This window comes from Fimbriimonadaceae bacterium, from assembly GCA_019454125.1.
Lineage (GTDB): Bacteria > Armatimonadota > Fimbriimonadia > Fimbriimonadales > Fimbriimonadaceae > JALHNM01.
This window is the reverse complement of sequence record CP075365.1, coordinates 1,605,945-1,628,355: the sequence shown is the minus strand read 5'-3', so window position 1 is coordinate 1,628,355 and position 22,411 is coordinate 1,605,945. Positions and strand designations below refer to the sequence as shown.

At 60.9% G+C, this 22,411-nt stretch carries 20 protein-coding genes and 1 tRNA gene; 17 read left to right on the top strand and 4 right to left on the bottom strand.

Features of this window, described 5'->3' with window-relative positions:
• Window positions 1–226: 226 nt before the first annotated feature.
• Entirely contained in the window at window positions 227–1,246 is a 1,020-nt protein-coding gene (locus KF733_08060; protein ID QYK54959.1) for a hypothetical protein, read from the bottom strand.
• Between the two features lie 114 nt (window positions 1,247–1,360).
• On the opposite strand from KF733_08060, the gene KF733_08055 reads away from it, so the two are divergent.
• The 10 genes from KF733_08055 (at window position 1,361) to KF733_08010 (ending at window position 9,430) form a co-directional block, all read left to right on the top strand.
• On the top strand, window positions 1,361–2,815 hold the full coding sequence (locus KF733_08055) for a helix-turn-helix domain-containing protein (GenBank protein QYK54958.1): 1,455 nt from the start codon (window positions 1,361–1,363) through the stop codon (window positions 2,813–2,815).
• Complete coding sequence (locus tag KF733_08050; protein ID QYK54957.1) at window positions 2,812–3,312, top strand: methylated-DNA--[protein]-cysteine S-methyltransferase; 501 nt, start codon at window positions 2,812–2,814, stop codon at window positions 3,310–3,312. Before KF733_08055 ends, KF733_08050 begins: the two co-directional genes overlap by 4 nt.
• Before the next feature lie 70 nt (window positions 3,313–3,382).
• A complete protein-coding gene (locus KF733_08045) occupies window positions 3,383–6,109 on the top strand; it encodes a PAS domain S-box protein (protein ID QYK54956.1) in 2,727 nt (908 codons plus the stop codon).
• A gap of 85 nt (window positions 6,110–6,194) precedes the next feature.
• Window positions 6,195–6,398, top strand: a complete 204-nt coding sequence (locus KF733_08040; GenBank protein QYK54955.1) for a CsbD family protein — start codon at window positions 6,195–6,197, stop codon at window positions 6,396–6,398.
• A gap of 111 nt (window positions 6,399–6,509) precedes the next feature.
• On the top strand, window positions 6,510–7,247 hold the full coding sequence (locus tag KF733_08035) for a winged helix-turn-helix domain-containing protein (protein ID QYK54954.1): 738 nt from the start codon (window positions 6,510–6,512) through the stop codon (window positions 7,245–7,247).
• A 112-nt stretch (window positions 7,248–7,359) separates the two neighbouring features.
• A complete protein-coding gene (locus KF733_08030) occupies window positions 7,360–7,944 on the top strand; it encodes an RNA polymerase sigma factor (protein QYK54953.1) in 585 nt (194 codons plus the stop codon).
• A 23-nt stretch (window positions 7,945–7,967) separates the two neighbouring features.
• A complete protein-coding gene (locus KF733_08025) occupies window positions 7,968–8,201 on the top strand; it encodes a hypothetical protein (GenBank protein ID QYK54952.1) in 234 nt (77 codons plus the stop codon).
• Window positions 8,202–8,246: 45 nt separating this feature from the next.
• Window positions 8,247–8,768: a ferritin-like domain-containing protein gene (locus KF733_08020; GenBank protein ID QYK54951.1), complete on the top strand. Its 522-nt coding sequence runs from the start codon at window positions 8,247–8,249 to the stop codon at window positions 8,766–8,768.
• A 3-nt stretch (window positions 8,769–8,771) separates the two neighbouring features.
• Entirely contained in the window at window positions 8,772–8,939 is a 168-nt protein-coding gene (locus KF733_08015; protein QYK54950.1) for a DUF1328 domain-containing protein, read from the top strand.
• Between the two features lie 62 nt (window positions 8,940–9,001).
• Window positions 9,002–9,430, top strand: coding sequence for a hypothetical protein (locus KF733_08010; protein QYK54949.1), 429 nt, complete (start codon window positions 9,002–9,004; stop codon window positions 9,428–9,430).
• 47 nt (window positions 9,431–9,477) lie between these two features.
• Here KF733_08010 and KF733_08005 read toward each other — a convergent pair whose 3' ends face one another.
• Window positions 9,478–11,385: a response regulator gene (locus tag KF733_08005; GenBank protein QYK54948.1), complete on the bottom strand. Its 1,908-nt coding sequence runs from the start codon at window positions 11,383–11,385 to the stop codon at window positions 9,478–9,480.
• Window positions 11,386–11,469: 84 nt separating this feature from the next.
• Window positions 11,470–11,544 (bottom strand) — tRNA-Thr (locus KF733_08000).
• 227 nt (window positions 11,545–11,771) lie between these two features.
• Here KF733_08000 and KF733_07995 point away from each other — a divergent pair.
• Window positions 11,772–14,186 (top strand): hypothetical protein, encoded by a 2,415-nt coding sequence (locus KF733_07995; protein QYK54947.1) that lies wholly within the window; start codon window positions 11,772–11,774, stop codon window positions 14,184–14,186.
• Here KF733_07995 and KF733_07990 read toward each other — a convergent pair.
• Window positions 14,183–14,470 (bottom strand): hypothetical protein, encoded by a 288-nt coding sequence (locus KF733_07990; GenBank protein ID QYK54946.1) that lies wholly within the window; start codon window positions 14,468–14,470, stop codon window positions 14,183–14,185. The genes KF733_07995 and KF733_07990 overlap by 4 nt on opposite strands.
• Before the next feature lie 123 nt (window positions 14,471–14,593).
• On the opposite strand from KF733_07990, the gene KF733_07985 reads away from it, so the two are divergent.
• The 6 genes from KF733_07985 to KF733_07960 are packed head-to-tail and all read left to right on the top strand — an operon-like array spanning window position 14,594 to window position 22,405.
• On the top strand, window positions 14,594–15,640 hold the full coding sequence (locus KF733_07985; protein QYK54945.1) for a LacI family DNA-binding transcriptional regulator: 1,047 nt from the start codon (window positions 14,594–14,596) through the stop codon (window positions 15,638–15,640).
• Window positions 15,641–15,652: 12 nt separating this feature from the next.
• Window positions 15,653–16,450 carry a prepilin-type N-terminal cleavage/methylation domain-containing protein gene (locus tag KF733_07980; protein QYK54944.1) on the top strand — a complete coding sequence of 266 codons (798 nt, stop codon included), beginning with the start codon at window positions 15,653–15,655 and terminating at the stop codon, window positions 16,448–16,450.
• A gap of 52 nt (window positions 16,451–16,502) precedes the next feature.
• Complete coding sequence (locus KF733_07975; protein QYK54943.1) at window positions 16,503–17,798, top strand: hypothetical protein; 1,296 nt, start codon at window positions 16,503–16,505, stop codon at window positions 17,796–17,798.
• Window positions 17,773–20,217 (top strand): extracellular solute-binding protein, encoded by a 2,445-nt coding sequence (locus tag KF733_07970; GenBank protein QYK54942.1) that lies wholly within the window; start codon window positions 17,773–17,775, stop codon window positions 20,215–20,217. Before KF733_07975 ends, KF733_07970 begins: the two co-directional genes overlap by 26 nt.
• A complete protein-coding gene (locus tag KF733_07965; protein QYK54941.1) occupies window positions 20,214–21,038 on the top strand; it encodes a carbohydrate ABC transporter permease in 825 nt (274 codons plus the stop codon). Before KF733_07970 ends, KF733_07965 begins: the two co-directional genes overlap by 4 nt.
• Window positions 21,035–22,405, top strand: coding sequence for a family 1 glycosylhydrolase (locus tag KF733_07960; protein QYK54940.1), 1,371 nt, complete (start codon window positions 21,035–21,037; stop codon window positions 22,403–22,405). Before KF733_07965 ends, KF733_07960 begins: the two co-directional genes overlap by 4 nt.
• The last annotated feature ends 6 nt before the right edge of the window (window positions 22,406–22,411 follow it).

Here is a 22,411-nt window from a genome sequence, read left to right as displayed (position 1 = left end):
TAGCACTCGGCAACCTCAGTTTAACCCACTGGGAGTTCGATCAGATACCTGATAGATTTGCACCAGTTAGGCTGGCGGGGCATCCCGTCCCAAGCCCGAAATGCGGCGAGGCTGAACCTGCTCCCGAAAGCGACACTCCGATTCTGGCCTTCGACGGCGACTTATGCTTCGGCACCCTTATTGCACAATTCAGGCGTTATCACCGGGCCGTGACAGATCTCGGGAATCAGTCCTTGACGACGAAGGCGTGTTCAGCCCGCCATACCTTCCCGCTTTTGTCGAGCGGGACGACCAGGGTCTCCTCATCGTTTGCCTCCCAAGCCCGGCGCTCGGCGGTGAGCAGGGGGTCGCCCTCGAACCACAGGGTTCGAAACCGGGGCCTACCCCCAAGTTCCGCGCTGAAGTGGATGTGACTGGGCTCTGCGCCATTCGGATACGGGCCCGGCATGATCGTGCGGAAGGTGATCCACCCGTCTTCATCCGTCCAGGCGGTCGCCTTCAAGCGCGGGTCACGCCGGTTCCAACCGGGCGGGTTGTAATGGCCGTCCTTGTCGGTCTGCATGGCACCCACCTTGAAGCGGGTCCTCGGACGTCCCCGGCCGTCTTCCACCCGGAACCGGACTTCCATCCGTTGGCCAGGCTCCCAGGCAGGCGCGATTTGGGAATCGGTCTCCTCGTGGTTCGAAACGAACTTCTGCGACTCCTTCCAGGCGGCTTCGATCTCTGGCCATTTACCGATGGCAGGGTCGTCCCACCTCTTGAAGACCCGCCGGTTGACGACCGAGTACACGCGGATTCCGGGGCGGTCGGCGTCGGCGTGCCCATAGAGACCGGACGTCTCCGCATCTGTCCAGCTGGGCACCGAGGTGACAAACACCTTGTCGAACTTCTTGGCCAAGATTTTGCCCTTCGTCTTCGCGGCAAGTTCCGTCCCAGAGCTAGGAACAATAACTAGGTAGGGGGTGAGCTTAAGGGTGTCGTTCGAAACCGCAGCTTTATCCGCCAAGTCGGCAATCTCCAGTCCCTGGTCAAGGCTGGCTTCCTGCACCCAGACCTGGAGTTGGGGGACGAGTCCATAAACGCAGAGCGGACACGCTTCTTTGCCCGCCTGCGGTCCGGTGAGGTGGGCGGGCATGAACGAGGGAGCATGGGCGGAAATTGGAAGTCCGCGCTCTCCCGCTATTGCAGCGTCCTCCTGCACGGTGGAGACCTGCGCGGTCGCCGCCGCCTCTGGCGAGCACTTCATTCCCACCGCCAAGATCGATGAAAGTAGAACGGTTAGGGGTAAGGGCCTCATGCGCGTCTCACTCACGTTGGACGCTGTGGCTTCCGAGCGGTTACGGCGAAGTCTGCCGTGACGATGTCCGAAAACGGCGAGAACGAGTTCGTCCTGCGGCGCTATCCTTCGTTTGTGCTCGATCCGGGGGCCTGCTATGCCGCGATTCTCGCGCACGACCGCCGTTTCGACGGCGTGTTCTTCACGGGGGTGGTCACCACCGGCATCTACTGTCGCCCGGTCTGTCCCGTCCGCCCACCCAAGCCGGAAAACTGCACGTTCTATCGCACTGCGGCAGAGGCGGAGGCCCACGGCTTCCGGCCCTGTCTCCGGTGCCGCCCTGAGCTTGCCCCGGGTCGATCGGACGTGGAGGCGGTCGGGCGCCTGGCCGCCTCCGCCCGGCTCCTTATCGAAAACGGCTTCTTGGACGAAGGCTCGCTCGCGGACCTGGCAGACGCCCTCGGAGTCACTCCCCGTCACCTCTTGCGAGCGGTCAGGCGGGAATACGGGGTGCGACCCATTGACCTCGCCCAAACCCGGCGCCTCCTCACCGCCAAGAGGCTGCTGACGGACACCGACCTTCCGGTCGGTGAAGTCGCCCTCGCGAGCGGCTTCAAGAGCCTGCGCCGGTTCAACGACCTCTTTGCCACCCGGTACCGGCTGAAGCCCACCGAGATCCGCCGTGGGAAGCGCCCCCGGGCCGAGACGCTCACCTGTCGCCTGCGGTGCCGCGAACCCTTCGAGTGGGAGCGGATGCTCGCCTTCTTCTCTGCCCGAGCCCTGTCCGGGATCGAAGTGGTCGGCCAAGCCTATTCGCGTACAGTCTCGATCGCGGGGGCGACGGGATGGGTGCGGCTCGAGCGGACCGAGCCGGGCGAGGTGCAGGTGGCGGTCTCTGCCACGCTCGCGTCCGTCCTGCAGCGCGTTCTGGGCCGGATCCGTTACCTATTCGATCTTGAGGCGGACGTCGAGACCATTTCGAAGGCCCTGGGCGGGCTCGCCGCGGACTTTCCCGGATTGCGGGTGCCAGGTTCCTTCGACCCCTTCGAGACCGCGGTGCGGATCGTGGTCGGGCAGCAAGTCTCTGTCGCGGGGGCCCGGACCATCGCGAACCGGATGGCCGCGCGCTATGGCGAGCCGGTCGAGACGGGCGAGCCTGGGCTCGACCAGCTCTTCCCCTCGCCGGCCACGATCGCCGAACTTGATCCAGCCGAGATCCAGACCTTGGGCATGCCGCACGCACGGGCGAAGACCATCCAGGCGCTCGCCGCGGCGGTCGAATCCGGCGACTTAGACTTGCGCCCCCACCGTGACCCGGAAGCGAGCCTTGCCGCTCTCTCCGCGCTCCCGGGGATCGGGCCTTGGACCGTCCAGCTTATCGCGATGCGTTGCCTGGGTTGGCCCGATGCCTTCCCAGCGTCCGACCTCGGCGTGCTCCGCGCGCTCGGGCTCAAAAGCGCCGCCGAGTGTGAGCGCCTGGCAGAAAGTTGGCGCCCCTGGCGATCTTACGCGCTCATGCACCTCTGGAACATGAAATGAACACGGGCACCCTGATCCTATCGACCCCGATCGGCTCCATCCTTCTCGAAGCCACGGAAAGGGGACTGTCCGCCGTGACGACCCGGCCCACTCCTACCGAGCCCTCGCAGGGCTGCGCGCTTGCCAAGCAGCACCTTGATCGCGCATCCAAGCAGTTGGAGGAGTATTTCCAGGGCGCACGGAAGGCGTTCGACCTTGAGTTGGACCTGCGCGGGTCGGAGTTCCAGCGGCTCGTCTGGGCGGAACTGTGTCGCATCCCATACGGGCAGACCGTTTCTTACTCCGAACTCGCGGGCCGGATCGGTCGGCCGAGCGCGTCGCGCGCGGTCGGGCTGGCGAACTCGCAAAACCCGATCGCGATCGTCGTCCCGTGCCACCGCGTGATCGGCAAGAACGGCAAGCTGGTGGGTTATGCCGGTGGATTGGAGATCAAATCGCGCCTGCTCGCGCTCGAGGGAGCGGGCAACCCAATCTTGTTCCCTCCGGTGCCTGGATGATAAACGTGATATCTTCGGGGGGCAATAAGTCGCTTGCCCCTTTCCGCAGAACGTAGTTAGAATAGAACAAATGGATTCGGACGGGGGCTCCTCCCCCACATCCAGTCAGCTGGAATGGAGTTATCGCCAGTTGGCCGACGCGTTGCCGCACCTCGTGTGGCTCGCGCGAGCAGACGGAGCCGTCCTGTACTACAACCAAAGGGTACGCGGGTACGGCGGCACCGTTGAGAACGAAGCCGGTTCGAGGCGGTGGGAGGCCGTCGTACATCCCGACGACGTGGACTACACGGGGGAGGCTTGGCAGCGAAGCGTCGAGCAGGACGTTCCCTATGAGTGCGAGCACCGCATGCTCATGGCGGACGGCACTTTCCGCTGGCACATCAGCCGGGCTGAGCGTCACCAAAGTCCAGATGGCGAAAGCGTATGGTTCGGCACCGCCACAGACATCCACGATCGTAAGCTTCTAGAGATCCGGCTGCGCGACAGCGAGCAGAAGTTTCGAGCAAAGTTTTATAACGCTGCGGTCGGCATGGCCCACGTCTCGCTGGACGGTCGGTGGCAGCTCGTCAACGACAGGCTTTGCGAGATCCTTGGTTATTCACGTGAAGAGCTTTTGCAGATGTCCTTCGCGGACATCACACATCCCGATGATCTTGACTCGGATCTGGAACAGACGCGAAAGCTTCTCGACGGCTCAATTTCGACGTATTCGATCGAGAAGCGCTACTACCGAAAAGACGGGCGTCTTATTTGGGTTTCACTAACCGGTTCCTTGGTCTGTAAAGGTGACGGGACTTCGGATTATGTTCTCGGGATCACCCAGGATATCACCGACCGAAAACAGGCAGAGGCGGCAAGGGCGCTTAGCGACCAACGCTTCCACCTCATGGCGGACAATATATCGCAGTTCGCTTGGATTGCAGACGCCAATGGATGGATCTTTTGGTACAACAAACGCTGGTACGAATATACCGGCACCACGCTCAAGGACGTGCAAGGTTGGGGTTGGCGCGCGGTCCAGCATCCCGACCACGTCGAGCGGGTCGTCGCGAAGATTAGCGAACATTGGAAGTCGGGTGAACCCTGGGAAGACACATTCCCGATTAAGGGTAAAGACGGAGACTATCGGTGGTTCCTTTCCCGAGCGCTTCCTATCCGGGGCAACGACGGGAGCGTCATCCAATGGTTCGGCACGCACACGGACATAACGCAGCACCTGGAACTGCAGAGCGCGCTCCAGGAGAGCGAGCAAAAGTTCAAGACCATGGCGGACACCGCACCGGCCATGCTCTGGATCACGGACGCGGCAAACCATTGTACATTTCTGAGCCGTGGCTGGTTCCAGTTCACCGGCCAGGTCGATAACGGCGAGCTGGACCGGCTTTGGAAGGAGGCGATCCAATCCGACGACCGAGAACTCTTCGTCAAAACTGTGGAAGACTTCGGCAAAAGCAACCTTCCCTTTGACCAAGACTTTCGTGTAATTCGCTACGACGGGGCTGAGCGGTGGGCGGCTTTCTCCGGGCGGCCGCGTTTCGGGCCAGCCGGCGAGTTCCTTGGCTTCATCGGTTCGATCATCGACATTCATGAGAGGAAGACCGCCGAAGGGGAGTTGGAGCGCCTCTACGAGAGCGAGCGGTGCGCTCGCACCGAAGCGGAGCGCGCAAGCAGGCTAAAGGACGAGTTCTTGGCGACCCTGAGCCACGAACTCCGCACCCCCATGAGCCCGATCCTGGGTTGGAGCGACATCCTCAGCCAGAGCATTGGAGCGGTGGACTCCGAGACCCTCTCCGAGGGCCTTTCCGCGATCCTCAAGGCGGCTCGCGCCCAGATGCAGTTGATAGAGGACCTCTTGGACATGAGCCGCGTGGTCTCGGAGAAGATCGTCCTGCAGAACCGGCCCGTTGATCTTGAGAAACTCGCTGTCGCCGCCATGGATATGGTTCGCGTCGCCGCGTCGCAACAAAACATCCGCCTCACGTTCCGTAGCGAGAGCCTCCCGCCCGTGACCGGCGACTTTGACCGGCTGCGCCAGGTCCTCTGGAACCTGCTTACCAATTCGATCAAGTTTTCCCCGCCCGGGAGTGAGGTCGTGCTGGAAGTCCGCAGGAACGGGAACTGGGCTGAGATCATCGTCGCCGACTGCGGCATCGGCATCCGGCCTGAATTCATCCCTTATGTCTTCGACCGGTTCCGACAAGAGACGGCGTCTGCAAACCGCTCGCACGGCGGTCTCGGCATCGGCCTCTCGCTCGTCAAGAGCCTGACAGAGTTGCACGGCGGGACCGTCGAAGTCGCAAGCGAAGGCGAGGGCAAAGGGGCCACCTTCACGGTGCGCCTTCCTCTGGCTGGTAAGAGGGCTTGTGACGATCCGATGGTCGATGTCGCCGAGAACGTGGACGTCGATCTCAGCGGCCGCGAGATCCTGCTTGTGGAAGACGATGCCGCGACCGGCGACATCATCGGGAGGACGCTCGAAAGGGCAGGCGCCGTTATTACGAGGGCGGGCACGGTGGACGACGCCCTAAGGTCGCTCGAAGAAAGGCGCTTCGACATCTTGATCTCCGACATCGGGATGCCCGGCAAGGACGGCTTCGACCTCATTAAGTCGGCCAAACGCCTCGCGCCCGATATTCCCAGCGTCGCGCTGACCGCCTATGCCAGCGCGAGCGACGCGGAGCAGGCCCTTCGGGAGGGCTTCTCCTTTCACATCGCCAAGCCGGTGACATCTGCGGACCTCGTCAATACTGTGGCCCGCATTCTTAAACAGCACGCGGAACCGTCGGATTTCCTATAGTCCAGGCCGCTCTGTTTACCTCCTTCTTATGGCGAGGATCGTGATGTGGGGAAGGGCCAACTAATCCCCCGGAGCAAAAAACAAAATGAATTGGGATACGGTTAAAGGGAACTGGAAACAGTTGACGGGCAAGGTGAAAGAAGAGTGGGGCGACCTTACGGACGACGATCTTATGGAGATCGAAGGGCGTAAAGAGCAGCTGGTTGGAAAGCTTCAAGAACGGTACGGCTGGGCTCGTGACGAAGCCGAGCGCCGGGTCTCTGATTGGGGCGACCGGCTCGAACGATAGGCGTTTATCCTTAACTTGCAGTGCGGGCGACTGGACGTGAGCAGCCGGGCGCCCGCCTCTTCGTGCCTGTCCGTCCCGGAGGGACGTTTTTTGCGTTAGGGTAACTTGCTCATGCAGCAAACTATGACTGGCTCGGAGTTCGCGGTCAAAACGGGTGACGGGCTCAAGGTGCCCGTCTTAGTCGTGGAGGACGATGAGGCGATCAGGCGCTTGCTTAACGCCGCCCTCCTTGAGACTGAGTTCAAAATGACGGAGTGCGGGAGCGCCGTCCAGGGGCTTACGACTGCCTCAAAGCTTCGGCCGGAACTCGTCCTCCTCGATCTCGGCTTGCCAGACTTGAACGGCGTCGAGTTCGTCGAGCAGTTCCGCGGTTGGTCGCAGGCGCCGATTATCATCGTCTCCGCCCAGGACGACGAGGACAAGAAGGTCGCGGCGCTGGAGGCTGGCGCGGACGATTATGTGACGAAGCCCTTCGGCGTTTCCGAGCTCTTGGCGCGCATGCGCGCGGCCTGGCGTCGGTACCAGTCCGGGGGACAGGACACCTCCCTCCCCGTGATCGAGATGGGCGACGTCCAGATAGACATCGCCGCCCGCCGGGTCATGAAGGGGGGCGACCAGATCCACTTGACGCCCATCGAGTACAAGCTGCTCGTGTTGCTGGCGAAACATGCCGGCCGGGTCGTCACCCAGCGCCAAATCTTGGCCGAAGTTTGGGGCGACGAATATTCAGAGGAGTCGCAGTATCTGCGGGTGTATGTCGGTTACCTCCGTAAGAAGCTCGAAGACGATCCTTCGAACCCGAATCTCATCCTCACAGAGCCCCGAGTCGGTTACCGGATCCGTGCATAAACCGTTTTCCTACCGATCTTTTACACCCGCACAACCGGATTTAACAGGGCCTTTAGGGTTCATCGCGTAGAGTCATTCCGTAAGCGCTCCTCGTGGAGCACGGAGAACGGAAATGACGAGCACACAACGACGGGTCCACTTCGACGACTACTGTAAGCGCGGCTATCAAGACGCTTTACGGTTTGCAACCTTTATTACACGGGATCGCGACGAAGCCTTCGACCTCGTTCAAGAGGCCATGGTAAAGGCTTTCCGCTCCTACGAAAAGAACGGCGAGCTCCCTGAGGGCCGCGCATGGCTGCAACAAATCATTCGCCGAACGCAAATCGACCGAGTGCGTGCCCGCCAGCGCCGGATCAACGCCCTCTCGTTGGAAGAGACTCTAGAGGACAACCCGCACCAGATCCCGACCGACCCTCGCCTCAATCCGGAGCAGAAGCTCATGGCCGAGTGCCCCAACCCCGAGTTTGAAGCCCTACTCAGCACGTTGCCGGAGAACGATGCCAAGGCGGTCCGCTTGAGCCTTCGCGAAGACCTCGACGAGAGCGACATCGCCCGCCAGCTCGACTGCGGCGAGCGGAGCGTCCGGCAGCGACTGGCCCGTGCCAAGCGATATCTGACGCAGGCCGCCCGCTCGGCCCGCCTCATGACGCTCGTGCAGGCCCAGGCGCAAAAGCAACAGGGGGCTGCCGCGTGACGACGCGCCAAAAGAATTTCTCCGTGAAGCCTTCCACCGCGATCGCGGTGGGGGCTTCTCTCTTGGCGGGGCTCGGAATGGTCGTATTCATGCGCAAGGGCCAAGGCAAGAAGCTTTGGAAGTCCTTGCTTGGCGGCACCGCCGCGGCGAGCCAAGCCTACGCGACTGTAAAGCCGATCGCCAAGACACTCTTGCGCGATTCTTACGGCAAGGAAAATCCCCTTAACGTTCCTCTTGAAAGCAAGAACGTAGTTTGAATCACGTTCCGACGGTTTTCCGAAAGGAAGGAGCAAGACAACGACATGAGACAAAAGCAGGATCTTAAGGACATCTACCTGCACGGGCTTCGCGACATTTACAGTGCGGAGACTCAAATCATCAAGGCATTGCCCAAGGTGATCGATGCAGTAACGAGCAAAGAATTGAAGGACGCCCTAAACCGGCACCTTCAGGAGACCAAGCAACAGGCTGAAACCGTAGCGGACATCATTGCCGCCCACGATGAAAAGCCGGAAGGCGAGCATTGCAAAGGCATGGAGGGCCTTCTTAAGGAAGGCATGGACATCGCCAGCGAGTTTGAAGCGGGCCCGACCCGGGACGCCGCCCTTATCACGGCGTGTCAAAAGGTCGAGCACTATGAGATCTCTGCTTATGGCTCAATGCGCGTCTTCGCGAAGCAACTAGGCTTTAAGGACGACGTAAAGGCCCTTAACTCGATCTTCGAGGAAGAGACTAATGCAGACATGCTGATGACGGAGATTGCTGAAGGCGGTCTCAATGCCAAGGCCGATGGCGAATTTGCCTCGGCGGGGGATCGGAGGTAAGCCATGCTTTATTGGGCAGCTGTCTTCCTTGTGATCGCGATCGTGGCCGGCATCCTCGGTTTCGGCGGCATCGCCGGCGCCTCTGCAGGCCTCGCGCAGATCCTCTTCTTCGTCTTCCTGGTGCTTTTCGTCCTGTCGTTCCTCTTCCGAGGGGCGAAACGGGCACTCTAGCCAATCAGGGCTCTCTCCGGCCGGGGCACAGTGTTGCTCCGGCCTTTCCCATAGGCATTCCCATGGAAAAAGAACTCGAACAAACAGGCCCCCTGCCGGATCGACTGATCTCTCCGGCCGGCACTCTCGGCGAAACCACAAACCCTACGATGAACCCGGGTAGCCACAGCCCCCATACGCACGACATGTCCGACGAGCACGACTACCGCTTCGACGCAGAATCCTACGACGCGGCGGCCAGTGGCTTGAGCCTTTACGAAGACGACTTCCGGTCGTTCCGCGAGCTGCACAACGACAAGCCCGCAAGTTGGTGGGATCCCGGCAAGGTCGAAGTGGAGCGAAGGCTCGAAGACCTCCGCAGGGAGCTGGACGAGATGCGGCACACCGCGCCCGACGCTTGGGGCGAGAACCGCGACCACTTCGCCAAGGGCATGCAAGAGCTCACCCAGGCCTATGGTCAAAACATTCGCGAGATCCGTCGCAAGGCCTAAGAAACGTTTCTCCCCTTCCCCACGACCGGCCCCACTCGGGGCCGGATTTATTTTGCCCGGGCCGTCCTCGCAAGGCGGCTGACCGTGGCAACGAGGCTGTCGGCTTGGACCGGCTTCGAGAGGTGGACGTCGAACCCGGCCTCGATCGCACGGTTGCGGTCCTCGGCGCGCGCGAAAGCGGTCAAGGCCAGGCTGGGGAGTCGCGCGACATCCTCCTTTGCGAAGGCGCGCACGTTGGCGATGAAGCGATAGCCGTCCATCTCCGGCATCCCGATGTCGCTGACCAGAACGTCTGGCACCTGGCGGGAAAGGGAATTGAGCCCTTCGCGGCCAGAAGCGCAAGCTTCGACGCTCGCCCCGGCCATCGTCAGCATCTTCTGGATCACTCGCCGGGTCGCCGGGTCGTCCTCCACGAGCAAGACTTTGATTCCGGTTAGGTCAGTCGGTTTTGGCTCCTCTTCGACGGCGTGCGTGGTCGGGAGGCCAGACGCCAAAAGGGGCAACCGCACCGTGAACTTGGAGCCCATTCCCGGGCCCGAACTCTCCGCGGAGACCGATCCTTCGTGCGCCTCGACCAGTTGCTTCACGATCGCAAGCCCAAGTCCGAGGCCACCGTGCTTCCGGTTTATGCCGACGTTTGCCTGGCGGAATCGGTCGAAGATGAAGGGCAGGGCGTCGCTGTCGATTCCCTGGCCGTCATCGGTCACCGAGAGAACGGCCGAGGATCCTTCACGATAGAGCTCGACGACAATGTTTCCGCCGTCGTCCGTGAATTTGAGCGCGTTGGCGACCAGGTTTGTGACGATTTGGGTCAAGCGCAATTCGTCGCCACGCATATAGAGGTCGTTGTCACAAGGGCGGCACGAGAGCGTCCGGCGCCTTTCGGCGGCGAACGGAGTCCGATCGCGGATCACGTCGTCCACGATCTCGCGCAGGTCGACGATCTGCCAGTGGAGGCGCAGTTGGCCAGTGACGATGCGGCTTATATCGAGCAAGTCGTCGATAAGTTGGGATTGGAGCCGCGCGGAGCTTTCAATGGCGGCGAGCCCTTCGGCAAGTTCACGGTCGTCCGCGGCCTTCGGGCGCAGGATCTCGCTCCAGCCCACGATGGCGGTCATGGGGGTCCGGAGCTCGTGCGAGAGAGTCGCGACGAACTCGTCCTTGGAGCGGCTCTCCTGTTCGGCGTCGCTGCGGGCCGCCCTCTCGTCGGCCAAGAGGCGCTCGCGCGCTTCTTCTAAACGCTTCTTCGCTGTTATGTTTTGGGCGAAGACGGCCAGGGTGGACTGGTCGGGCGCCGGGAAGAGGCGCAGCTCGAACGCGCGGTGGTTGCTGAAGTCGTCGAACTCGACGGTGACGGGCGAGCCAGTCTGCATGGCCTGCTCCATGCGGAGCCGAACGGCGGCGTCGCCTCCCCTCTTCCAGACCGTCCAAAGTTCCTGGCCGGTCGTTTCCTCGGCGGGGACTCCGAAGAGATCGACGACGGCACGGTTCGCCATGATGATTTTGTAATCAGGCCCGACCGTAAAAAATGCGTCCGTGATGCGATCCAAGAGCTCGCCGAGCTGATTCTCCACGTCCCTCTGGCGGTGCAGCGCTTGCCGCTCCGCGCGCGCCCGAGAAACGGCGAAGTCGCAGATCATTGCGATAAGGATCCACGTCAAAGTTGCGCCGGATATCGAGAAGATCTCGTTGGGCGCCCTCGGCTCGAATCCCCCCGGGGGCACAAAGAGATAGGTTCCGATGAAGAGGCCAAGGATGACTGCGAATATTCCTGGCCGGATTCCACCGACCAGCGCGGCCACAGCGACCGGCACCCCATAAAGGGACAAGCCACCCTGGAGGCCGGTGTACTCCCTAAGTGGGAGGCGTATCGCCGTCACGAGGGCAACGCCGAGCACGGCGACAAGGTAGGGACCCCAACTGTCCAGCCAGGGCTGCTGCCTCCACCGGATCATAAGTCGTTCACTCTATTTGGATTAATCGTCCAATGATGAATCAGACTCCGACCTATGCCCCATCAAACGAACCCAGAGGATTACTGGAGCCGATGACCGGATTCGAACCGGTGACCTGCTGTTTACGAAACAGCTGCTCTACCACTGAGCTACATCGGCTGACGACTTTCGATTATGGCACCCTGTGGGAGATTGCGGAGGCGGGCCCGGGCAGCCGGGCTACCTGGTGATAGTTCCGAATTGCACGCGGACTTTCGTCGCAATTGGGCTGAACCCTTTCAGCAAGCGACATCGGTATGCTATCCTCGCTATCGCGCCGCCCGTCTTCAAGGGAGCTTCCAGAGCGGGCCGTGGCATCCCCGAAGAATTGGTTCCCAGGGCATGAAATGAGCATCGTCCCACCTCCCTCGACAACCGGCTCCGCCTTAGTCTCCGCATATTCCACCCTCCCTTCCAACCGATACGGCAGATTCTCAGAGGACGGTCGAGAGTTCGTCCTGTGCACGGCCGTGACGCCGCGGCCCTGGGTGAACGTGATGTCCAACGGCTCCTATTCCCTTGTCGTGAGCCAGGCCGGGGGCGGCTTCTCTTGGCTCGGGAACAGCCAGATCTTCCGGCTGACCCGCTGGGAGCAGGACATGGTCCGCGACGATTACGGCCGCTGGATCTATCTCCGCGAGGGCGACGACGTCTGGGCGACGACGCTCCACCCCACTCAGGACGTGGCGGAGGTCGACGAGATCACCCATGGTCTGGGCTATTCCGTTTTTTGCCGCCAAGTCCATGGGATCGAGTCCCGGCAGACCGTCTTTGTCGCCCACGAGCGCGACGAGGAGATCTGGATCCTTGAGCTGGAGAACAAGGAGGACCGTGACCGAGAGCTGGTCGTCGGCCCGTACCTTGAGTGGCAAGTCGGCTCCCCAGGCGAATCGCACCGTGAGTTCCACCGGCTCTTCGTGAGCGTGAAGACGGGCGACGCCTACACCTGCGCCTGGAAGCGCGCCTCCCTCATCGAGAACACGCGCGAAGAATCCGTGGCGTCACCCGCCGCGTTCTTGGCGATCCCCGGTGCCACCGGGATCGACTGGTTCACCGACAAGGCGAACTGGGTCGGCGCCCCGGGCGATGTGCGCATGCCGGCCGGCCTCTGGTACGACAAGGCTCCTCAGACCACCGAGCGATGGGACGATCCCGTGGCCGCAGCCCGCTTTCGGGTGGCACTGGCCCCGGGCGAGAGGCAGACTATCGTCATGGTCCTCGGCGTCGCGCCGACGGTGGACGACGTGCCCGCCCGAGCCCAGTATTGGACCGAGCAGACCGCCCGCGAAGAGCTTGCCCGGGTCAAGGCGTCTTTCCACGACCGCTGGAACGCGCTCGAAGTCTCCACGCCGGACCCGGTGGTCAATGCGTTGGTGAACGCATGGCTTCCCCACCAAGCCTACGTGGGTCGCATGCAGGCCCGCTCCGCTTATTATCAGCAAGGGGGCGCCTATGGTTTCCGCGACCAGCTCCAAGACAGCCTTTGTTTCCTGGACCACGAGCCGCACATCACGCTGCGACAAATCGAGACCAACGCCGAAGCGATGTACGAGGACGGAGGCGTCCGCCACTGGTGGCACCCCGGCACTATGACGGGCCACGCCAGCCGCCACAGCGACACCTGCATGTGGCTCGCACAAGCCACGCTTGACTACCTTGACGAGACCGCAGACTTCGGCGCCCTCGACCACACGCTGACCTACCTTTCGCGCGAGACCGAGCTGCCCTCCACCAACGGGACTTTGCTCGACCACTGCCTGCGCGGCCTGGAACGGGCGCTCTCGCTTCGCAGCGAGCGAGGCATCCCGCTAATCGGTGCGGGCGACTGGAACGACGGCTTGAGCCACGCCGGCCTTGACGGCAAAGGAGAGTCGGTCTGGGACGCGATGTTCCTCTACTCGCACCTCACCCGGTTCGTCCCCGTCCTCAAGCGTCTGGGCGACACGGAACGGGCCGCCCGCTACCGCACAGAGGCGGAGAACATCCGCGAAGCGGTCGAGCAGCACGGCTGGGACGGCGCCTGGTTCATCGCCGGCACCAACGATACCGGCGCGCCTTTCGGCAGCAGCCAGAACTCGGAGGGACAGATCTTCCTCAACCCCCAAACATGGGCGGTCATCAGCGGCATCGCCGAAGGCGAAAGGCTCCAGACTGCCATGCAAAGCGCCCGCGACCGGCTTTTCAAGGAGTACGGGGCGTTGCTCCTCGCCCCGGCCTACAAGAACGTCGACCCCTACATCGGCTATATCACGCGCTATGCGCCCGGCCTCCGCGAGAACGGCGGCGTCTACTCGCACGCGGCGACCTGGGCGGTGCAAGCGGCGGCGATGATGGGCGACGCCGACGAGGCCCTGCAGTTGTTCCTCGGGCTTTGCCCGCCGCTCCGTTCAGCCAAGGACGCCGACCTTTATGCGGCCGAGCCTTACGTGATGCCTGGAAACTCGGACGGGCCGGACTCACCGTTCGAGGGCCGTGCGGGCTGGACGTGGTACACGGGTTCCGCCGCCTGGCTGCGGCGCGTGGCCATCCGATGGCTCTGCGGCGTCCGCGCGACGCTCGACGGGCTGGTCATCGACCCGAACCTGCCGAGCGCGTGGGACGGGTTCACAATGCGACGTCCCTTCCGGGGAGACGTCTTCGAGATCGCGGTTTCGGGCACCGCCCCGTACCAGACCGAGGTGGACGGGAAGATCCACGAAGGAGGCCCGATCCGTGAATCGGGCCAGAACTTGACGCGGACCGTCTGCGTGAAGGGCCGCTAGTTGCCCGAACCCGGGCTCGCGGTACCTTGCGGCCCTCCACCCGGGCCGTAAGGGTTTCCTTCGACCGGGGCCGGAGTCGACTCGCCTTCGCCGGTGGGCATGTAAGACTTGTCGTTCGCGCCTTCACCAGGCTTGCCCCCTGGTACGGCCGGTTCGCCGAGACCCGCTTGCTCGACCGTCGCCGGGGTCGGCGGGAACAGCATCCTGACGACAAGGAACGCGACGAGCAGCACCACGGCCACGATCGTCCCGATGACGACTCCATTAGGAACCTTTTCTTTCATTTTCCGCTCCCTTGCGTGCTGAAAGGGTTCACCTAGTATACCTTGAGGTATGAATCGTCGCATGAATTTTTCACGGATTTCATCTTCTCACTTGTTTCTGGCCAGAGTTCGTGCCAGAATAGAGTGAAAGGGTTCAGCAGTCAAATGCCCAAGCGGACGACGATCGAGGACGTGGCACGGCGCGCAGGCGTCAGCAAGGTGACGGTCAGTTACGTACTGAACGGACGCCAGGACGCGGCCCGCATCAGCGAGGAAACCACGAAGCGCGTCCTTGAGGCGGCGCGAGACCTCCACTACCGTCCGAACGCCCTTGCCAGAATGCTTCTGTCCCGCCGCACGGACTCTATCGCGGTCGCCTTTCAGTACGCCGATTACTTCTCCTCGGCCAGTACGTTCACGGGCGAAGTCATGCGGGGCGTCTGTGCGGCGTGCGTCGACAACGACTTAGACCTCCTCCTGCACACGAAACGGGTCGAGACCGGCCCGGCGGAAGCGGACACGCTGACAGACGGCCGGGTCGACGGGCTCCTTGTGTTGCGCGACGCGCACGACGCCACCTTGGCGGAGATTGTGAGCCGCCGCTTCCCCGCCGTCCTCTTCTTCTCCCGGCTAGAAGGCGTCGACCTGCCCTTCGTGGACGCCGACAACTATAGCGGCGGCCGCATGGGCACGCGGCACCTGTTGGAGCTCGGCCACAAGCGCATCGGCATCGTGCGCGGCCCCGCCGACTCCGTCAGCGCGAACGACCGCTTCAACGGCTTCCGCGACGCGTTCACCGGCGCCGGCCTCGATCCCGAGCAGGCCTGCGTCGTCACGATGGAAAATCCGACCTCGGACGGCGACCAGTTGCTCCGCTGCCTGGAGGGGCCTGAGGGCCCGACCGCCCTCTTCGTCTGGTCGGACGACGTTGCCTTTGCCGTCATGAGGATCCTCCGCGACCACGGCTATGACGTCCCGAACGACGTCTCGGTCGTCGGCTTCGACAGCTCGGACGCGTGCGAGCGCGTACACCCGGCCCTCACAAGCGTGCGACAGCCCGTCCACGATATGGCCTATGAAGCGACCGAGATGCTGGCCCACATCGTGAAAGGCATCCCCGTCGCCCGGCGCCAACGACTCTTTGTCCCCACCCTCGACGTTCGCGGCTCGACCGCCCCGCCCAAAAACTGACAAGATACAATTATGAATCAACGACGATTCCGAACAGCCAACAAGATGGCGGCGTTCACGCTGATCGAGCTGCTCGTCGTCATCGCAATCATCGCCATTCTGGCCGCCATTCTCTTCCCCGTCTTTGCGGCGGCGAAGGAAGCAGCTAAAGCCACGACGACCCTTGCCCACACAAAGCAGATCGGGGTCGGCGTCCAGCTTTACCTGGGTGACAACGACGACGTGTTCTTCAAAATCCGCCACGAGCTGATCGTCGGCGGCAAGGCGCGAAGGAACTGGAAGCACGCCATCTATGGGTACACGAAGAACACCGACATCTTTCGTGACACGGTGAACCCAGCGGCGGCCTTCCCGGACGAGCAAGGAAGCACCTCTTACCTTCCCACCCCTGACAAGCCCATCTTCAACCGAGGCTACTTCTACTACCGCCCGTTCCACCTGACCAACAACTGGCAGGACGCGGCCGACTACAAAGTGAGCCAGGTCGAGGAACCGTCCAACGGACTCCTCATCGGCGAGAACAAAGACGTGTTCCCGGACTACGGCCCGTGGATCCGCTACTACTGGAAGGGCCAGAACGGCTGGGCCGTTTCCAACTGGGGCGGCGCGAAGAAGGGCGACAGGTCGATGTGCGCGGTCTTCGTGGACTCGCACGCGGCCTATGTCCCGCTCGGCAAGACATGCGGCCAGCCCGGCCAGTTGAACATGTGGATGTACGACCGGGGCGGCGACTACCGCCGGTGGCCGATCGACGGCACCCCGACAGACATCACGTGGATCGACACGTTCTGCAAGTCGCTTCCGTTCTGACCCGACGTTTCCGGGGGCGGCAACCCGTCCCCGGGACTAGCTTTCCGGACCCATGACATCCTTGCTCGCAACGCTCGCACTAGCCCCCGGACTTATGGCCCCAGCAGAAGACCGCACCGGGCAAGCCTTCCTTTACGACCTCTCCCAACGGGCGTTCGACTTCTTCTGGGAGCGCTCCCACCCCAAGACGGGGTTCACGCTTGACCGGGCCCGGAACTGGGGGCCGACCCCTGACAAGAACCGCGTCGCCAGCATCGCGACGACGGGTTTCGCCCTCGCCGCCTACGCCATCGGCGCGGAACGCGGTTGGATCGAGAAGGAGGAAGCGGTCGAGCGCACGACCAAGACCCTCCAAAGCTTGATCGCGCACGAAAATCTGAGGGTGCACGGATGGTTCTACCACTGGTTCGACTGGGAGACCGGCGAACGCGCCTGGAACAGCGAGATTTCGACGATCGACACGGGCATCTTCTTGAGCGGAATGATCCTTAACCGTCAAGGCCTGCGCGATGAAGGCGTCAACAAGCTCGCCGACAAAATCCTGTCCGAAGTCGATTGGCATTGGGCCTTGACGGACGACGGCGCAAAACCGAAAGAACTCTTCATCTCGCACGGATGGCGCCCTGAAGAAGGCTTCTTACAATGGCGCTGGGCGGGATACTGCGAGCTCTTGCTCCTTTACGTGCTGGCATATGGCAGCTATCCGGACATGCCCGCCGCCTCTTGGTCGTCGATCGAGAAGCCTCTCGTAAAGTATAAGAACTATGAGTTCTATGCGGGCGGCCCCCTCTTTCTGCACCAAATGTCGCACGTCTTCTTCGACTTTCGCGACCGTCGCGACCCGAAAGGCATCGACTATTGGGTGGCCAGCCGAAATGCCATCCTGGCGAACCGCCAATATTGCATAGACAATCCCAAAGCGTTCGACGGCTACGGGCCGAAGGTTTGGGGTCTTTCCGCCGCGGACTATCGAGACGGGTACGTGGCTTTTGGGGCTCCCGGCTGGACCGAGGACAACGGGACAATTGCCCCCTCGAGCGCTGTTGCAGCCGCCATGTTCGCTCCGGCAGAGGCGGTTGAAGCTGCCGAGACCATTGCCAAGCGCTACCCTTGGACCCTCGGCCGCTATGGCTTTACCATCTCCTTTAACCCGACCGAGACTTGGAAATCCCCGGATGTGATCGGCATCGACCTGGGCCAGATGCTCTTGTCCATCGAGAACCTGCGCGATGGGCTTCCGAACCGCCTCGTCATGTCACACCCCGTTTCGACTTTGGGCTACGAAAGGATTGGACTAAAAATCACGGAAGAAGGAAACCGCCTTGAAAGGCCGTTGGTCAAGCGCTAACTACCCCGCCTTTTCTGGCTTCAAAGCCAAAACTTTTCTGTGCCTGGTTTTCGGGCTGGCCTTTTCGTTCGCCTCGGCGAAGACGACGATCCGCATCTCCTGTTGGGACGGGGACCAAGCGTTGCGCGTGATGCGGCAAACAATCGCCGATTTTGAGAAAGCCAATCCGGCCATAAAAGTTAAGCTGGAGAACGTCGTTTACGGCGAGTACGCCCACAAACTCTTGGCCCAATACGCGGCCGACGCCGCGCCGGATGTGGCGATGATGGAACCCCCCATCTTCCAGAGTTTTGCCCGCCGCGGCGCCCTACTGCCGCTTGACGATCTCATCGCGAACACTCCTGGTTTTCAACTGCAAGCCTATTACACGCCTATTGTCGAAGCACACCGCTATCAGCACAAGCTCTACGTCCTGCCCCGCGACGTCGCTCCTATCGGACTTATCTATTACAACAAGCGGCTCTTTCGCCAAGCCGGCCTTCCCGATCCGGACGGGAGTTGGACGTGGGACTTTGAACCAAGAGAAGAGCTTCGCGAAAAATGCTTCACTTGGTGCCTACGGCAACTGACGAAGAGGGACGCCAACGGCAAGGTCGTCCAATGGGCGTTTACCCCCGGGTGGCCCGCGGCCTTCATCGATACAATGGTGTATTCCCAAGGGGCGCAATATGCCGACGATGCGGAACAGCCGACACGCCTCCTCTACGACGACCCGCGCGTCGTGGCGTCCTTCAACTTCTACCAGCGGTCAACGAATAAAGAGGGTTGGATCCCCCGTCCATTAGACATTAGCACGGTTCTACAATCCAGTTCCACCCAACTTTTTATTGCCCAGAAAGTCGCGATGTTCCAGAGCGGCATTTGGGAAGTTCCTTCTCTGCGCAAAGCCATAGTGCCAGGTACGCCTACTGACTTCGACTGGGACATAACGCTTGCACCGGGCTACATCGATCCGAAAACAGGAACGGTCAATCGTTCTGCGCCAACTGGCGGTTCAGGATATGCGATCGTCTCCTCCACCAAGCACCGCGAAGCGGCTTGGAAACTTGTCCAGTGGCTCTCCGGCCCTCCTGCCATGAAACTTATGGCCCAGGCCGGCATAGCCCAGCCCGCCATCCAAGAGCTGGCCCTTAGCGAATACTGGCTGCCACCGGCTGGATCCAAAGACCCCAACCTTCGTCCGCATAACCGGATAGTGACCGACGCAGCCGTCAAGAACGTTGTCTTTAAGCCCTCGGCGGACTATTGGAGCGAAGTTAACAGTTTTGTCGAGACAAAGTTCGATCCGATTCTGAGTGGCCAGATGAAGACCGAAGACGGACTTGCCGACGGCCAGGCCCAAGCCACCAAGAGGCTGGTATCGGTCCTCGCCGAAAGGAGCCGAGAACCTTTCAATTGGCCGATAGCGATCGTCTCCGGTCTCATAATCGTCTGCGCCATCGTCTTCTGGCTCTCGTGCGATCCTATCGAAGTTTCGAAGACGGCGCGGTCGAAGCGGGAGACCCGAGTCGCCTATCTCTTTCTCACCCCGTGGATTATCGGCCTTGTCGCGCTCACGCTTGGACCGATGCTCTTGTCGCTCCTAATGAGTACTGCTGACTGGGATATCATTACGCCTGCTCGTTGGACGGGATTAGGAAACTATCAAGAAGCGTTCTTTCAGGATCAACGGTTTTGGACCGCATTACGCGTTACTGGGATCTATACCGCCGTAGCCGTCCCTCTCGGCTTGATCGTTTCGTTAGCAATGGCCCTGCTGCTCAACACAGGCATCAGGGCGATGCCGGCGTTCCGCACCATTTTCTATCTTCCCGCCTTGGCGAGCCCAGTCGCGACAGCCCTCATTTTCCGCAAAGTCTTCCAGCCAGAAGGTGGCCTGCTTAACACAATTATTTACGGCCCGAGAGGTGAGTTTTCTGGCTTCGGAGTGGCGAATATCCTGTCGAACGTTACAGGTTCAACCGCACCGGCCAACTGGCTCGGGGACGAGAAACTCGCGCTACCGGCTCTCATTATAATGTCCGTCTGGGGTGCCGGTGCCGGCATGATCATTCTCCTTGCCGGCCTTCAAGGTATTCCCGGTTACTACTATGAAGCTTCTCGTTTGGACGGGGCAAGCCCTTGGCAGCAGCTGAAGTCTATAACCGTACCCCTCCTATCACCCGCCCTCTTCTTTACTCTGATAACCGGCGTCATCGCAAGCTTTCAGGTTTTCACTCAAGCCTTTGTGATGACAACTGGCGGCCCGAACGACGCGACTCTCTTCTATATCCTACACCTCTTTAGGCAAGCTTTCGGATCCTTGCGGATGGGTTACGCGTCCGCCCTTGCCTGGATCTTATTTGCAATCATCGTGGCGTTCACGATCCTTCAGTTCCAGCTCAACAAATACGTCTATTACGAAGGAGGCGATAAGTGAGCATCAGGAAGCTCCCCGCCGTCGTCGTTCTCCTGCTGGGCTCGATCGTCTTTGCTGCACCCTTCTGGACGGCCCTATGCATTGCCCTGAAGACACCTAGCGAAATCGCAACGACTTCGGCATGGGCATTTCCGGTGGCCCCGACGTTCGACAACTTCCGCGAAGTCTTAACCAACCCGAATGTGAGTTTCTTCCGGTTCTTTATCAATAGCGCCATTATTTCGACGCTCACGACGCTTGGAGTGACGCTTTCTGCCGCCGCCGTTGCTTATCCTTTTGCGCGCCTCACCTTCCCCGCTAGAAACCGGCTCTTTGCCCTCATGTTGGCGACAATGATGCTCCCGGGCGTCGTGACGATGATCCCAACTTATGTGCTCTACAAGTATCTCCATTGGATCGATACGTTTCTCCCTTTGGTCGTACCCGCCTTCCTTGGTGGAGGCGCGTTTAACATCTTCCTTCTTCGCCAGTTCTTTCTTGGCATACCAAAGGAACTTGACGAAGCCGCGATCCTCGACGGCGCAAGTCACTTCACCATATTCTCGCGTATCCTATTGCCCCTTGCAAAGCCAGCACTTGCAACGGTCGCGATCCTGACGTTCATCGGTTCTTGGCGGGACTTCCTTGGTCCCTTGCTTTACCTTAACGACGTCGACAAGCAAACGCTGGAGCTGGGCCTCCAAACGTACAACTCTTTAGTGAACGTTCAATGGCACCTCCTTATGGCCGGAAGCGTCCTCGTCACGATTCCGCTTATCGTCCTCTTCTTTGTCGGACAACGTTTCTTCGTTAAAGGCATTACAATGACAGGTATCAAATGAACAACTTTCCGAACGGATTCATGTGGGGAGCTGCGACTGCGGCCTATCAGATCGAAGGTGGCTGGGACGCGGACGACAAAGGACTAAGTAACTGGGATGTCTTCACCGAACAACCTGGGACGATCTTCCAGGGTCATACGGGCAAGTCCGGTCCGGACCACTACACTCATTGGGCGAGCGACGTCGATATCATGCGAGACTTGAACCTTATGGCATACCGCCTGAGCATGAGTTGGGCGCGCTTCATGCCTCAGGGAGTCGGTGAGGTCTCAGAGCGTGGTGCGCGCTTATACGACAAGCTTTTCGGCAAGCTTCAAGATTCCGGGATCGCGCCGCTCGTTACACTTTTCCATTGGGACTATCCGCAAGCGTTGCAAGAGCTCGGGGGATGGCTGCACCCGGACAGCCCCAAGTGGTTCGCTGACTACGCGTACCAAGCGGCGAAGCGATACGGTGACCGGGTCGAGCACTGGATAACGCTTAACGAGCCAGGGATCTTCATCATCCTTGGATACCTGGACGGTCATCATGCACCGGGCTGGAAACTCGGAAAGAGCGACTTCTTTCAGGTCCTGAAGAACGTTTGCCTGGGGCACGGATTGGCGGTGGATGCGATTAGGAGCGCGGCACCTAGGCCCGTGAAAGTCTCCTTCGCCCCGCATTGCGTCATTTCGATTCCAAAGTCGGAAGATTCTGAGGCCGATGTCGCAGCGGCGCACGAGGCGACGTTTGGTTCTTGGTGCAACATGCGTGGACCGTGGCAGCAGCGCTTTTTCTGCGACCCCGTCTTGCTCGGACAGTGGCCAGAGGACGGTGAGAAGGCTTATAGCGGCCGTGTCATCAGCGTCACCCAAGACGAGCTCAAGACCATGTCGCCAAAGGTCGACTTCCTCGGCCTCAACTTTTACAGTGCAGAAGTCGTGACCGCGGATGAAGACGGCAAGCCTGTCATTGTTTCGGACGCAGTTGGTATGCCGCGAACCTTATTCGACTGGGCGATCCGGCCAGAGGGTCTTTACTGGACCGTGAGGTTGCATGCGGAACGGTATAACCTGCCGATTATCATTACGGAGAACGGGCTCAGCAACATGGATTGGATCTCGGTGGACGGCAAGTGCCATGATCCACAGAGGATCGACTTCCTTACGCGATATCTTCAGCAACTGAACCGTGCGATTGGCGACGGGTACAGAGTTGATGGGTACATGCACTGGTCGCTCATGGATAACTTCGAGTGGACACAAGGCTATAAGCACCGTTTTGGCCTCATCCACATTGATTACGAGACCCACAAGAGAACTGTTAAAGACAGCGGCTATTGGTACCGAGAAGTGATTCGCTCCAATGGCGGATCATTGTTCGCTTAACGGCGG

What these genes read in the sequence shown, in the direction of transcription:
- KF733_08055 (QYK54958.1), top strand. Translation starts at nt 1,361, where the DNA reads ATGTCCGAAAACGGCGAGAACGAGTTCGTCCTGCGGCGCTATCCTTCG.
- KF733_07990 (QYK54946.1), bottom strand. Translation starts at nt 14,470, where the DNA reads ATGAAAGAAAAGGTTCCTAATGGAGTCGTCATCGGGACGATCGTGGCC.
- KF733_07995 (QYK54947.1), top strand. Translation starts at nt 11,772, where the DNA reads ATGAGCATCGTCCCACCTCCCTCGACAACCGGCTCCGCCTTAGTCTCC.
- KF733_08015 (QYK54950.1), top strand. Translation starts at nt 8,772, where the DNA reads ATGCTTTATTGGGCAGCTGTCTTCCTTGTGATCGCGATCGTGGCCGGC.
- KF733_08030 (QYK54953.1), top strand. Translation starts at nt 7,360, where the DNA reads ATGACGAGCACACAACGACGGGTCCACTTCGACGACTACTGTAAGCGC.
- KF733_08005 (QYK54948.1), bottom strand. Translation starts at nt 11,385, where the DNA reads ATGATCCGGTGGAGGCAGCAGCCCTGGCTGGACAGTTGGGGTCCCTAC.
- KF733_08010 (QYK54949.1), top strand. Translation starts at nt 9,002, where the DNA reads ATGGAAAAAGAACTCGAACAAACAGGCCCCCTGCCGGATCGACTGATC.
- KF733_08050 (QYK54957.1), top strand. Translation starts at nt 2,812, where the DNA reads ATGAACACGGGCACCCTGATCCTATCGACCCCGATCGGCTCCATCCTT.
- KF733_08020 (QYK54951.1), top strand. Translation starts at nt 8,247, where the DNA reads ATGAGACAAAAGCAGGATCTTAAGGACATCTACCTGCACGGGCTTCGC.
- KF733_08045 (QYK54956.1), top strand. Translation starts at nt 3,383, where the DNA reads ATGGATTCGGACGGGGGCTCCTCCCCCACATCCAGTCAGCTGGAATGG.
- KF733_07980 (QYK54944.1), top strand. Translation starts at nt 15,653, where the DNA reads ATGAATCAACGACGATTCCGAACAGCCAACAAGATGGCGGCGTTCACG.
- KF733_07975 (QYK54943.1), top strand. Translation starts at nt 16,503, where the DNA reads ATGACATCCTTGCTCGCAACGCTCGCACTAGCCCCCGGACTTATGGCC.
- KF733_08035 (QYK54954.1), top strand. Translation starts at nt 6,510, where the DNA reads ATGCAGCAAACTATGACTGGCTCGGAGTTCGCGGTCAAAACGGGTGAC.
- KF733_07960 (QYK54940.1), top strand. Translation starts at nt 21,035, where the DNA reads ATGAACAACTTTCCGAACGGATTCATGTGGGGAGCTGCGACTGCGGCC.
- KF733_08040 (QYK54955.1), top strand. Translation starts at nt 6,195, where the DNA reads ATGAATTGGGATACGGTTAAAGGGAACTGGAAACAGTTGACGGGCAAG.
- KF733_08060 (QYK54959.1), bottom strand. Translation starts at nt 1,246, where the DNA reads ATGAAGTGCTCGCCAGAGGCGGCGGCGACCGCGCAGGTCTCCACCGTG.